Annotated in this window: 13 protein-coding genes; 6 read left to right on the top strand and 7 right to left on the bottom strand. The window is 73.6% G+C overall.

The features are described 5' to 3' along the window. Nucleotides 1-18: 18 nt before the first annotated feature. From FB470_RS25305 to FB470_RS25295, 3 genes are read left to right on the top strand one after another with little or no spacing between them, the layout of a single operon-like run. A complete protein-coding gene (locus tag FB470_RS25305; RefSeq protein ID WP_306995460.1) occupies nt 19-1,137 on the top strand; it encodes a PrpF domain-containing protein in 1,119 nt (372 codons plus the stop codon). Between the two features lie 23 nt (nt 1,138-1,160). Continuing rightward, nucleotides 1,161-2,615: an FAD-dependent tricarballylate dehydrogenase TcuA gene (gene tcuA, locus FB470_RS25300; protein WP_306995458.1), complete on the top strand. Its 1,455-nt coding sequence runs from the start codon at nt 1,161-1,163 to the stop codon at nt 2,613-2,615. A 37-nt stretch (nt 2,616-2,652) separates the two neighbouring features. Further along, a complete protein-coding gene (locus FB470_RS25295; protein WP_306995456.1) occupies nt 2,653-4,047 on the top strand; it encodes an MFS transporter in 1,395 nt (464 codons plus the stop codon). A gap of 63 nt (nt 4,048-4,110) precedes the next feature. On the opposite strand, the gene FB470_RS25290 is transcribed toward FB470_RS25295, so the two are convergent. The 3 genes from FB470_RS25290 to FB470_RS25280 form a co-directional block, all read right to left on the bottom strand. Then, nucleotides 4,111-4,509 carry a spore germination protein GerW family protein gene (locus tag FB470_RS25290; RefSeq protein ID WP_306995455.1) on the bottom strand — a complete coding sequence of 133 codons (399 nt, stop codon included), beginning with the start codon at nt 4,507-4,509 and terminating at the stop codon, nt 4,111-4,113. A gap of 78 nt (nt 4,510-4,587) precedes the next feature. Further along, the gene (locus FB470_RS25285; protein ID WP_306995452.1) at nt 4,588-5,544 is read right to left on the bottom strand and encodes an Acg family FMN-binding oxidoreductase; all 957 of its coding nucleotides are present in this window, start codon (nt 5,542-5,544) and stop codon (nt 4,588-4,590) included. Then, complete coding sequence (locus tag FB470_RS25280) at nt 5,541-6,413, bottom strand: universal stress protein (RefSeq protein WP_306995450.1); 873 nt, start codon at nt 6,411-6,413, stop codon at nt 5,541-5,543. Before FB470_RS25280 ends, FB470_RS25285 begins: the two co-directional genes overlap by 4 nt. A 161-nt stretch (nt 6,414-6,574) precedes the next feature. Between FB470_RS25280 and FB470_RS25275 the strand changes: the two genes are divergently transcribed. Together FB470_RS25275 and FB470_RS25270 are read left to right on the top strand one after the other, a co-directional pair. Next, on the top strand, nt 6,575-7,030 hold the full coding sequence (locus FB470_RS25275) for a nitroreductase family deazaflavin-dependent oxidoreductase (RefSeq protein WP_306995449.1): 456 nt from the start codon (nt 6,575-6,577) through the stop codon (nt 7,028-7,030). Nucleotides 7,031-7,785: 755 nt separating this feature from the next. Further along, nucleotides 7,786-8,781 (top strand): pyridoxamine 5'-phosphate oxidase family protein, encoded by a 996-nt coding sequence (locus FB470_RS25270; RefSeq protein ID WP_306995447.1) that lies wholly within the window; start codon nt 7,786-7,788, stop codon nt 8,779-8,781. Nucleotides 8,782-8,785: 4 nt separating this feature from the next. Here FB470_RS25270 and FB470_RS25265 read toward each other — a convergent pair whose 3' ends face one another. Both FB470_RS25265 and FB470_RS25260 read right to left on the bottom strand, forming a co-directional pair. Further along, nucleotides 8,786-10,012: an acetyl-CoA C-acetyltransferase gene (locus FB470_RS25265; RefSeq protein WP_306995445.1), complete on the bottom strand. Its 1,227-nt coding sequence runs from the start codon at nt 10,010-10,012 to the stop codon at nt 8,786-8,788. 103 nt (nt 10,013-10,115) lie between these two features. After that, nucleotides 10,116-10,616, bottom strand: a complete 501-nt coding sequence (locus tag FB470_RS25260) for an NUDIX hydrolase (RefSeq protein WP_306995443.1) — start codon at nt 10,614-10,616, stop codon at nt 10,116-10,118. A gap of 105 nt (nt 10,617-10,721) precedes the next feature. Here FB470_RS25260 and FB470_RS25255 point away from each other — a divergent pair, with 105 nt between their 5' ends. Next, nucleotides 10,722-11,645, top strand: a complete 924-nt coding sequence (locus FB470_RS25255; RefSeq protein ID WP_306995441.1) for a DUF5829 family protein — start codon at nt 10,722-10,724, stop codon at nt 11,643-11,645. A gap of 60 nt (nt 11,646-11,705) precedes the next feature. On the opposite strand, the gene FB470_RS25250 is transcribed toward FB470_RS25255, so the two are convergent. Together FB470_RS25250 and FB470_RS25245 are read right to left on the bottom strand one after the other, a co-directional pair. Beyond that, nucleotides 11,706-12,062 carry a hypothetical protein gene (locus FB470_RS25250; protein WP_306995439.1) on the bottom strand — a complete coding sequence of 119 codons (357 nt, stop codon included), beginning with the start codon at nt 12,060-12,062 and terminating at the stop codon, nt 11,706-11,708. 91 nt (nt 12,063-12,153) lie between these two features. Beyond that, a complete protein-coding gene (locus FB470_RS25245) occupies nt 12,154-12,501 on the bottom strand; it encodes an MmcQ/YjbR family DNA-binding protein (RefSeq protein ID WP_306995437.1) in 348 nt (115 codons plus the stop codon). Nucleotides 12,502-12,520 lie beyond the last annotated feature (19 nt).

Raw genomic sequence — 12,520 nt, 5'->3', positions numbered from 1 at the left:
CGGGGCATCGTCAAGGCCATGCGATACCTCCGGGGAACCTGGATGCGGGGCGGCACCAGCAAGTGCTGGATCTTCGACGACGAGGCCGTGGCCTCGGTGATCCCGGCCGGCGGCGACGTCGGCACGCTGCTCGTCGCGGCGTTCGGCGCCGGTGACCCGCGCCAGCTGGACGGGGTCGGCGGTGCGACGTCGACGACGTCGAAGGCGGCGATCGTGCGCCGGTCGGCCGTCCCCGGGATCGACGTCGACTACGACTTCGCACAGGTCGGCATCGGCGCGCGCCGCGTCGAGTGGGGCAGCAACTGCGGCAACTGCGCCACCGCGATCGGGCTGTACGCCCTGCTCACCGGCCTGGTGCCGGTGACCCCCGGCCGGACCACGGTCCGGATGCGCAACACCAACACCGGCTCGGTGCTGGCGGCCACGGTCGACACCCCCGGTGCCGCCGTGCCCGAGTCCGGCACGGCCCGGGTGCCGGGCGCTGTGGGCGGTGGCGTCGGCGTCGAGCTCGCCTTCCTCGATCCGGCGGGCGGCACCACCGGTTCGCTGCTGCCGACCGGCCACCCGGTCGACACGCTGCCGGCGCCGGCCACCCTCGTCGACGCCGGGGCACCGGCAGCCCTCATCGACGCGGCCGCGCTCGGTCTCACCGGCGGCGAGCCGGTCGAAGACCTGACGCGCGCGGTACCCGAGCTGGTCCGGCTGCGCCGCGAAGCCGCGCTGCGCATGGGTCTCGCCACGCCCGGCAGCCCGGTCGACCACGCCGTTCCCAAGACCGGCGTGGTCGGGCCGCCCGCCGGCTACGTCACCACCGACGGCACCCCGGTCGGGCCCGGCGAATTCGACCTCGCGGTCCGGATGCTGTCGATGCTCGCCCCGCACCCGGCGATCGGTCTCACGTCCGCGGTCGCCGTCGCCGCGGCCGCCGGTGTGCCCGGCGGGGTCGTCTCCCGGCTCCTCGGCGGACGGGTGCCCACCGTGCTCCGGCTCGGCACCCCCGCCGGTGTCGTCGCTGTCGGGACCGAGTGGGACCCCGACGGTGTCCTGCGGGGCGTGCGCCTGCGGCGCGCCGCCCGGCGCATCGCCGTCGCGGAGATCTCGGTCCCCGAACCGGCCCGGGTGCCGGAACCAGCCTGAATCCCGAGAAGTGAGGAACGCACATGAGCGACAACTGGGACGTCATCGTCGTCGGCGGTGGCAACGCCGGGTTCTGCGCCGCGCAGTCCGCGCGTGAGCACGGCGCGCGCGTGCTGCTGCTGGAGAAGGCGCCGCGGGAGTGGGCCGGCGGCAACAGCTACTTCACCGCCGGCGCCATGCGCACCGTCCACGACGGACTTGACGACGTCGCCGCGTTCGTGGAACCGCCCGCCACCGACCGCGTCGACCTCGATCCGTACCCGGCTGAGGAGTTCCTCGGCGACCTGCGCCGCGTGACCGACGGCCGCGCCGACCCGGAGTTGTCGGAGATCCTGGTGGGCGAATCGCGGGCGACCATGAGCTGGCTGCACGAGCTGGGCCTGCGGTTCGAGCTGATGTTCCACCGGCAGGCCTACGAGGTCGACGGCCGGTTCCGGTTCTGGGGCGGCCTGGCCGTCGGCACCGTCGGCGGCGGCAAGGGCATGATCGCCGACCACCTGGCCGCCGCGGAACGGCACGGCATCACGGTGCGCTTCGGGGCGCACGTGACGGGGCTGCTGACCACCGCCGGCGGCGAGGTCCGGGGTGTGCGGCTGGCGGGCGGGGAGCACGTCGAGGCCCGCGGCGTGGTGCTGACCAGTGGCGGTTTCGAAGCCAACCCCGCGATGCGCTCGGCCTACCTCGGTCCGGGCTGGGACCTCGCGCTCGTGCGCGGCACGCCCTACAACACCGGGGACGGGATCACGATGGCACTGGCGGCGGGCGCCCAGCCGTGCGGCCACTTCAGCGGCTGCCACTCGGTGGCCTGGGACTCCGGTGCCCGCCCGACCGGCGACCGGGACCTGACCAACCAGCTCACCCGCGGTGGGTACCCCTTCGGCATCGTGGTCAACGCCAACGGCGAGCGCTTCGTCGACGAGGGCGCCGACTTCCGCAACTACACCTACGCCAAGTACGGCGCGGAGATCCTGCGGCAGCCGGGCAGCCGCGCGGCGCAGGTCTTCGACGCGAAGGTGCTGGACCTGCTGCGGCCGGAGGAGTACCAGGCACCCGGCGTCACGCGGGTGGAGTCGGACACGCTCGAGGGGCTCGCCAAGGAACTCGGCATCGACGAGACCCGGTTCGTGCGCACGGTCGAGGAGTTCAACCGGTCGGTGAGCGGCGAGCGGTTCAACCCCGCGGTCAAGGACGGCAAGCACACCGACGGCGTCCGGCCCGTCAAGTCGAACTGGGCGCAGCGCCTGGACAGCCCCCCGTACGTCGCGTTCCCGGTCACCTGCGGCATCACCTTCACCTTCGGCGGCGTCCGCATCGACCCCACCGGCGCCGTTCTGGACACCGCCGGGCGGGCGATCCCCGGTCTGTTCGCGGCCGGGGAACTCGTCGGCGGCCTGTTCTTCTTCAACTACCCCGGCGGATCGGGCCTGACCGCGGGCGCGGTCTTCGGCCGCCGGGCCGGCCGCACCGCCGCGGCCTGACGACACCCTTCCCCCACCCGTCAAGGAGGACGGTCCCATGACCTCAGCCCAGCTGGCCGCACGGCTCGACCGGCTGCCCGTCGGCCGGTTCCACCGGAGGGTGCTCTACGCGCTCGCGGTGGCGTTCGTGTTCGAGTTCGGCGACCTCAACACCTTCGCCTACGCCGCGCCTGCGCTGGAGAAGCACCTGCACCTGACGGTCGGCGACGTCGCGTTCGTGACCTCGGCGTCGTTCCTCGGCATGTTCCTCGGCGCCGTGGCCGGGGGCCGGTTCGCCGACCGGGTCGGGCGCCGGTGGGCGCTGCTGATCTCGGTGACGACGTTCTCGGTGTGTTCGCTGCTCAACGCGCTCGCCTCCACCGTGCCCACGCTGGCGGCGGCGCGCCTGCTGACCGGGGTGGGGCTGTCCGCGATGACGGTCGCCGCCACGACCTACCTCTCGGAGACGATGCCCGCCGCCCACCGCGGCCGGATGCAGGCCGGCGTGATGGCCATCGGCCTGCTGGGGATCCCGGTCATGTCGTTCACCGCGCGGGGGGTGATCCCGCTGGGGACCGGCACGTGGCGGCTGGTGTTCGTGTTCGGCGCGCTCGGGCTGGTCGCGCTACCGCTGATCGTGCGGCTGCCGGAAAGTCCGCGATGGCTGCTCCGGCACGGCCGGGCCGAGCAGGCCGACGCCGTCGTCGCCCGGCTGGAACGGCAGTACGGGCCGCTTCCCGAGCCGGTGGTGCGGGAGGCCCCGGAGCCGGCGCGGGTGTCCTACCGCGCGCTGCTGTCCGGACGGCTCGGGCGGCGCACACTGATGCTGGCCGTGGCGTGGGTGTTCCAGACCCTCGGGTTCTACGGGTTCGTGTCGTGGGTGCCCACGCTGCTGGCCGAGCACGGGTTCAGCCTCGTGCACAGCCTGACGTTCTCGGCGTTGACCACGCTGGGCGCGGTGCCGGGCGCGCTGCTGGCATGGGTGGTCTCCGACCGCTTCGGGCGCAAGCTGCCCATCGTCGTGGTCGCGGCCGGCGTGGCCGTGTGCGGCGTCCTGTACGGGCTCACGTTCAACGCGGTGGCGATCGTCGCGTTCGGGTTCTGCGTCAACGCGCTGATCCAGACCTTCGCGGCACTGCTGTACGCCTACACGCCCGAACTGTTCCCGACCGAGCTGCGCAACTCGGGCAACGGTCTGGTGTACGGGCTGGGGCGGCTGAGCAACATCGCGGGGCCGCTGATCGTGGCCGCCGTGTTCGGTGCCTTCGGGTACCGGCCGGTGTTCGTCTACATCGGAGCGTGCTGGCTGGTGGTCGCGGTGACGGTCGGCGTGTTCGGCCCCCGCACCGGGATGCGCAACCTGGAGAACCTGACGGAGGCCCCCGACACGGCGGACGTGGCGGACACGGCGGCGCCGGCCCGGCGACCGTCCGGAGCGGACCTCACGCGCTGACGGCCCTCCCGGTCCGGGCGGGGCCCGGCGAGAGCACCCCGCCCGGACCGGTGGTCCGGCTGCTCAGCTTCGCCGGCGTGAGGAGATGACGGCGCGGGCCCAGGGCGGTCCCGCCGGCGTCGCCGGTGCCTTGCTGCGGATCTTCACGATCCGCGCCGCGAAGAACAACGCCGCGCCCACGACCGCGCCGACGACGGTCAGGAGCCGGTTCACGTCGACGGCCGGCTCCCACCGGACCTTGCCGTCCTTGATGACGTAGGCGCCCGTCGGCCGCGCGGCCATGCCGAAGCCGCCGCCCTCCCCGTGCTGGCCCTGCTTGTCCACACCGTCACCACCACCGGCCCCACTGGCGACGCTCGCCGCGGCGATCACCGTGACGTCGCCCTTCTCGTAGGGCGCGGTGTAGACGATCTCGGCGCCGACGGAGTTCTTCGCCCGCTCGATGAGCTGGTCGATCTTCATGGGTCCTCCCAGTGCTCGCGTTCGCTCCCACGGGCAGCCTGTCGCGAGCCGGCCGCCCGGCGACAGGGCCGATGGTCCTCAGCCGGTCACCTCGGACACCGGCCGGCGCGAGGCGTGCGGGGTGGCGAACCCGTACCCGATGCGCAGCAGCGCGTGCGGTTCGCCGTCGTCGCGGAACAGGCGGCGCAGCGCCTCCCGCGTGGACGCCACCTCCAGCGGCTGGGACAGGAACGACGCGCTCAGCCCGAGCCGCGTGGCGGTGAGCAGCACCCGCTGCACCGCGAACCCGGCCCGGATCTGCTGCGCCGGGCTGTCCGTCGGCGTCAGGACCGCCGCGATCAGGGGCTGCTGCTCGTACTCGCGCTCCGGGAGCTGCGCCTCGCCGGCGTAGTGGCGCAACGTCAACGCCGGCTCGAGGCTGGCGGGCGGTCCGGCGGCGGCCGCGGGCACGCCCTCCGGCGCGCCGGGTGCCCGCCCGGTCCAGTGCCGGGTCTCGGCGGTGAACCGCTCGTCGGTGGACTGGACCCGGTCGGCGGTGCGCACCAGGCCGGCGATCGCGTCGTAGCGGGCCCAGTCGTCCACCAGGTGCAGCTTCGCGCCCTCCTCCGCGGCCGCGGCCACCAGGTGCTGCCGCGCCCGCGCGGGCACACCGCGCTCGGTGAACGGGCGGCGGTTGGTGTGCCGCCGCGCGATGTGGGCGGCCAGGTCCAGCTCGGTCGCGTCCGGCTCGGCGGGGCCGGTGATCCGCACCGAGACCAGCAGGTCCGTCCGATTCGGATCGGGCAGCACGGTGGTGCTCACCTTCCGGCCGCCGGCCCGCAGGCTGAGCACGAGGTTGAGCGCGGCGGCACCGCAGGCCAGCCGGGCTTCCCGGCCGTCCGGGTCGGCGACCGCGAGTACCCGCGCCGGGTCGAGCAGCACGTCCACCCGGTCGCGGGCGATCTCGAACCGCCACGGCTGCGTGTTGTGGGGCGACGGGGCCCGGACGGCGGCGCCCAGGGCCTGCCCGACGAGCGTGCCCAGGTCGGCGGTCACGGCCGCACCGCCGGGGTGATCAGCACCGGGCACTGGGCGTGGTGGATCAGGGCCTGGCTGGTGGAGCCGAGCAGGAGCCCGGCGAACCCGCCGCGTCCGCGGGTGCCGGCCACGACGAGCTGCGCGCGGGTGCTCCAGCTCAGCAGCTGGTGGCGGGGCCGGTCGCGCACGACGACCCGCTCGACCTGCACGTCGGGGTACTTCTCCTGCCAGCCGGCCAGCTGCTCGGCCAGCAGCCGCTGCTCGTCGCGCTCGATGTCGTCCCAGTCGGCGAGGAACGGGACGGTGCCGGGGTAGCCGCCGAAGTCGGTGTCCAGCCACGAGTGCACCGCCACCAGCGGCACGCCGCGCCAGCAGGCCTCCTCGAACGCGATCTCCAGTGCGCGCTCCGCCGCGGCGCTGCCGTCCACGCCGACCGCGACCGGTCCCTCGGCGGTGTCGCGCCCGCGGATCACCGCGACCGGGCACACCGCGTGCGCCGACACGGCCACGGTGGTCGAGCCGGCCAGCATCCCGCTGAAGCCGCCGGCGCCGGAGGCCCCGAGGACGAGCATCCGGGCGCGCCGGGACCGCTCGACGAGCGCCGGCACCGGGGGGTCGTTCGGCATCTCCGAGGTGACCGCGACGCCCTCGCCGGCCGCCCGCACCGCCTTGGCCAGCTCGCCGCGCGCGACCTGCACCAGCGCGTCGTAGGCCTCCCGCAACACCGGCAACCCGGCGTTGCCCAGTCCGGTCAGTGGCGCGAACGCGTGCACGACGTGCAGGGGTTCGCGGCGCGTCCGGGCGACGCGGGCGGCCCAGCCCACGGCGCGCAGGGAGTCCTCGGAGCCGTCGACGCCGACGACGATCGCGTTCTGTCCCTCGCTCATGACACCGACGCTAGGAAAACCGGGCCCCGGCGGCTGCGGGCCATGGTCACCACTGGGTGGGACTTCCGGCCCCAGCGAACCGGGTCAGGAATCGAGAAGCACCCGGCACGGTGCGCGCCTAGCGTGGGTTCCGGACGACTTCGGCGACCGGAGGCAGGACGATGAGCGACCAGCGACCACGCAAGCGCAAGCCGACCGGGTCCCTGTCGCTGTGGTTCCAGCGGCGGGTCAACATCCGGACGACCAGGCGGATCCGGCGCAAGGGCGGCCGGTGGATGGGTATGGACCTGCTGATCCTGCACACGGTGGGCCGCCGGAGCGGGCAGCCGCGGGAAACCCCGATCTCGTGGTTCGCCGACGGCGAGGACGCCTGGCTGCTCGTCGCCTCCGGTGGCGGGAACCGGAATCCGGACTGGCACCACAACCTGACCGCGCACCCGGACCGGGTGGCGATCGAGCTGCCCGGCCGCGGCACCATCCCGGTGACGCCGCGACACCTCGAGGGCGCCGACCGCGATCGGGCCTGGCGGCTGGTCACCACCGCCCAGCCGCGCTACGCGAAGTACCAGCGCAAGAGCGGCCGGGTGTACCCGGTCATCCGGCTCACCCCGCGGTGAGGGACCGCTTCACCGCGGGCGCTCGAGTGCTGGCGTCGGTGGCGGCCGAGCCGATGTGCCAGTCGCGTGGGTGTGAATGGGCCCATTCATCGCTTCGCCGCCGGCCCCGGAGCGTGGGCGCCAGTGGCGACCGAACCAATGTGCCGCTCGCGCGGGCGTGAATGGGCCATTCATCGCGTCACCACCTGCCCCCGAGTGCAGGCGCCAGTGGCGGCCGAGCGAACGTGCCAGTCGCGCGGGCATGAACGGACCATTCATCGCGCCACCACCGGCCCCCGAGCACAGGCTCCACCGGCGAACGGACCATTCATCGCCCCACCACCGGCCCTCGAACACAGGCGCCAGCGGCGGCCGAGCCGATGTGCCAGTCGCGCGGGTGTGAACGCGCCATTCATCGCGTCACCGCCGGCCCTCGAACACAGGCGCCAGCGGCGGCCGGGCCAATGTGCCACTCGCGCGGGCGTGAACGCGCCATTCATCGCGTCACCGCCGGCCCCCGAGCACAGGCGCCACCGGCGACCGAGCGAACGTGCCACTCACGCAGGCATGAACGGACCATTCATCGCCCCACCACCGGCCCTCGAACACAGGCGCCAGCGGCGACCGGGCCAACGTGCCACTCACGCAGGCATGAACGGACCATTCATCGGCACACGCAGCGACACACGCCATCGGCACACGCTCCCGGTAACAGCGCCGGCCGCGGGCGCGACTTCCCCGGAACGAGCCCGGACGGACGAGCCCGGAGGGTGCCCATGACCACCGAAGCCACCGGCCTGTCCTGGCCGGCGATCCTCGACCAGGCCACGGCCTACGTCACGACCGAGTACGCGTCCCTGACCCGCGCCGGCACCCCGGTGACCTGGCCGGTGACGCCCTATCGCGGCGAGGAGCGCGAGACCATCGACGTCTCCACCGGCCTCACCTACCCGCTCAAGGCCGAACGGGCCCGGCGCAACCCGCGCGTGGCGCTGTCGTTCAGCCATCCGCTCGGGTCCGGTTTGGACAGTCCGGCGACGTTCGTCGTGCAGGGTCTGGCCACCGTGCGCGACGCCGACCTGAGGACCAACAGCGCCCGCTACCTCGCGGTGTGGGCGCAACGCTTCCCGGAGGTGTTCCGCCGGACTCCGGAGGCGGCGTTGCGCCGCATGGCGTTCTACTGGACGCGGATCTGGATCGAGGTCACCCCGGTGCGGGTGCTGTGGTGGGCGGGCGACCTGGCCCGGCCGCCCGAGGTGTGGGAACCGACGACGAAGCTGGCCGTCCCGCCGTCGGACCCGCCGCCGCACGGCCGCGGCGCCGGATCGTGGAACACCGACCGCGGGTCGGACTGGCGCAAGCGCACCGAGGGCGCGATCGACCGGCTCGGGCTGCCCGTGCTGACCACGGTGACGGCCGACGGCTGGCCCCTGCCGCTGCGGGTGCGCGCCGCCGAACGGACGGCCGACGGCTTCCGCCTCACCCCGCCCGCGGGGGTGCCGATCGCGGACGGCCCGGCGTTTATGACCTTCCACTCGCACGCGGAGGTCTTCGACGGCCAGGAGAACATCGGCCTGGCCGGCACCTGCGCGGTGCACGGCGACGAGGTCCACCTCACCGTGGACCACGCCCTGCACGACTGGGGTATCCCCCGCAACCCCCTGCGCAACGCGATCGGGATGCTGCGCACCGGACGCCGGCTGCGGACGCGGCTGGCCACCGAAGCCGGGCGGCGGGACCAGGCCCCGCCGTCGTTCGACGACCTGCGCTGACCGGTCAGCCGTCCACGCGTTCGAAGATCGCCGCGAGCCCCTGACCGCCCCCGATGCACATCGTCTCCAGGCCGTAGCGCGCCTGCCGGCGGGTCATCTCGCGGGCCAGCGTGGCCAGGATGCGCGCGCCGGTGGCGCCGACCGGGTGGCCCAGGGACACGCCGGAGCCGTTGACGTTGATGCGCTCGTGGTCGTCCTCGCCGAGTCCGAGGGCACGCGTGCAGGCCAGCACCTGCGCGGCGAAGGCTTCGTTGAGTTCGATCAGGTCGAGCTCGCCCAGCGACAGGCCGGCCTTGTCCAGCGCGGCCTTCGTGGCGGGCACCGGGCCGATGCCCATCGTCTCGGCCGGCACCCCGGCGTGGGCGAAGGACACCAGCCGCACCAGCGGCCGCAGCCCCAGCGCCTCGGCGGTGGCGCGGCTGGTGACCAGGCACGCGGCGGCCGCGTCGTTCTGGCCGCTGGCGTTGCCCGCGGTGACGGTGACCTCGGGGTCGGTGCGGGCCATCACCGGCTTCAGCTTCGCCAGGCCTTCGGCGGTGGTGTCCGGGCGCGGGTGCTCGTCGGCGTCGACGACGGTCTCGCCCTTGCGGGTCTTGACCGTGACGGGCACGATCTCGTCCTTGAACAGCCCGCCCTCGATCGCGCGGGCGGCGCGCTGCTGGGACCGCAGGGCGAGCGCGTCCTGGTCCTCGCGCGAGATCCGGTACTCGCGGCGCAGGTTCTCCGCGGTTTCGATCATCCCGCCGGGCACCGGGTGGTTCACGCCGCCCGCGGTGGCCCGCCCGCGCGCGAGCGAATCGTGCAGCTGCAGGCCGGGGCCCTTGATCCCCCAGCGGCCCTCGTGGGTGTAGTACGGCGCGGCGCTCATGACCTCGGCGCCGCCGGCGAGCACGATGTCGCTGAAGCCACTGCGGATCTGCATCGCCGCGTCGAGGACGGCCTGCAGGCCGGAGCCGCAGCGGCGGTCGATCTGGATGCCGGTCACGGTGTCGGGCAGGCCCGCGTCGAGGGCGGCGACGCGGCCGATGGCGGGCGCCTCCGACGTCGGGTAGGCGTGACCGAGGATCACCTCGTCGATGCGCGCCGGGTCGACACCGGTGCGTTCGACGACGGCGGACAGCACGTGCGCGGCGAGCGACGCGGGCGTCTGACCGGCCAGCGCACCCCCGAACCGGCCGATCGGCGTGCGCAGCGGCTCGCAGATCACGACATCGACGGGCTGATCCGGCATCCGTTGTCCCTTCCACTCGTGCAGACGGCTACCGCCGACCCTCGCACCACCTCCGCGCCCTTGTCCAATACCCCCTGCGCACCCGATTGAGACGACGTCCGTCTCAGCGGGCCGCGAACCAGGACGCGACCGCCGCGGCGACATCGCCGAAGGCGAGTTCCGGCAGGTCGTCACCCCGGAACCAGCCGAACGAGTCGTTCTCGCCGGACAGCCGGATCTCCCCGCCCGCGAGGCGGCAGCTGAAGGCGATGCCGAGGGTCCGCAGGCCGCTCTCCCCGTACACCGACGGGAAGGTCCCGAGGAACCGGCCGAGCTCGATTCCGCAGCCGATCTCCTCACGCGCCTCGCGGCGCAGGCAGTCCTCGGCGCTTTCGCCCGGGTTGAGGAACCCGCCGACGGCATCCCAGCTCCCCGCGCGCGGCGGGTGCGCGCGGCGGAGCAGCAGCACGCTGGACCCGTCCACCAGGACGCCGATCGTCGAGGGCAGCGGGTTGTCCCACTTCGTGAAGCCGCACCGGGCGCAGCGGACGTGGGGGTTGGCGGGTTCGGCGGTGATCTCGGTCAGTTCGTGCCGGCACCGGGGGCAGTAGGTGTAGTCACGCACGGGCAGTCCTCCTGCTCTGGATCGGCCGCCCGGGACGTCCCGTTACCCGGCAACGCGGAGATCCGTCGGCCACACCGCTTGACCGACGAGGATTCACTTGCGCGCATGATCTCGCACCGGAACCTGCGCCGACTGATCACCGCCCTCGCCGTCACCGTCACCGGGGCCGTCCTGCCCGGTGGGGTGGCGCAAGCCGACGAAAGCGGCCGCCCGCCGCAGATCCTCTACTACAACCACGCCTACGACGTGCTCGACAGACAGACCGCCGACGCGATCGAGAACTCCGCCTACCTGCGCGACTTCGCGAGCTTCGAGGTGCGCACCACGACCGGCGGCGGCATGACCTGGAAGGGCCGCTACCTCAAGGGCCGCGAAACCTACCTCGAACTGTTCGCCGTGGGCGACCTGCCCGGATCCGACGGCGAGTTCGGCGCGGCGGGCATGGGCCTGTCCACCGAGCACGCGGGCGACCTGGCGACGGTGCGGCAGCGGCTGACCGACCAGGGCGTCACGCCGGTCGACTACCGCCAGACCCGCGACTTCGGCGACGGCGTTCCGGTGCCGTGGTTCGACACGACCCGCGCGGTGAGCAGCTACCAGGCGTTCGACGGCTGGGCGATGGAGTACCTGCCGGAGTACTTCGCCGACCCGCGCAGCGCCACCGAGCCCGCGAGCTACGAGGGTGACGTCAGCCGCGAGCGTTACCTGCCCGACGACTACCAGAACCACCTCATGCGCGACGTGGCCGCGATCCGCATCGGTGTCACCTCGACCGACCTCGCCGCCACCGTGCCGCTGTTGAAGGCGGGCGGGTTCCAGCTGACCACCCTGTCCGACGGCAGCGTGATCGCCTCAGGAGGCGGCACCACCGTCCGCTACGACAACGTGCCCCGCGAGCAGGCGGGTCTCAAGCAGGTCGTGTTCACGCTGAACCGGAGCGTGCCGCGGCACGTCGAGCAGATCGGCCGGTCCAGCCTCGTCGCGGGCCCGGGCGCCACGGCGGTCTGGACCTTCACCGGTACCGCGTAGTCAACGAGAACGGGGCCTGACCGGCGACACCCGGTCAGGCCCCGTTTCTCGTGCGGGGGGTCAGGCCGCGCGCCGTGCGGACCGGGCCGACGCCACGAGACTGGCCTCGCACGCCGCGACGAGCTGGGCGTCGGCGCGGGTGCGGGCGCCGCGACCGCACTTCGGGCAGTGCAGGGTGACCGTGCGGAGCACCTCGTCGACCGCGACCTCCAGTGCGCGCCCGCAGGGACGGCACCAGCGGTGCCCGCTGACGCGGCCGACGTGCAGGTCGCTGTGGCAGCACTGGTGCAGCCACCGGCGGTGCACCGGGCAGGTGATCCGGTCCAGGGGGTCCAGGAAGCCCCCGTCCTCCGCGTGGTCCTCGGCCGCGAGGGCGTCGGCCAGCGCGATCCGGGTCAGCAAGGTGGTGGTGGTCATCGCTGGTTCCTCCTACTCGGCCGCTGTTACCGAGACGTCGAGCCAGGAGGCGCCACATCGACACCCCAATCGGAAAATCCGCGAGGTCGCGTCACCGGGGCGGGATGGGCTGCGCCGCGACGAGGTCGTCGGGCGCGGACAGCCGCCACGCTTCGTAGACCAGTTCGGACAGCTCGTCGGCCTCGATGCCGGACAGGTAGACCACCACCCAGCCGAACCCGCCCGCGGTGAACTGCTCCTCGAAGACGTCCGGCCGCTCGGCGACCAGCGCCTGCTGCTCGGACAGCAGCTGTTTCAGCCCGACCGTCCGCGTGCGCGGCCAGTAGTAGCCGAACCGTTTGCCCCGCACGCTGAACGTCGTGTACCCGTTGCCGCGCCCGCGCTGCACCTCGGCCAGCGCACCGACGATGCGCTGGAACTCCTCGACCCGAACGCCCACTGCACCCCCTCTTCCGGCG

Origin of the sequence: Amycolatopsis thermophila (genome assembly GCF_030814215.1) — a bacterium.
Taxonomy (GTDB): domain Bacteria; phylum Actinomycetota; class Actinomycetes; order Mycobacteriales; family Pseudonocardiaceae; genus Amycolatopsis_E; species Amycolatopsis_E thermophila.
The sequence above is the reverse complement of the archived record's forward strand: the minus strand, read 5'-3'. Positions and strand labels throughout refer to the sequence as shown.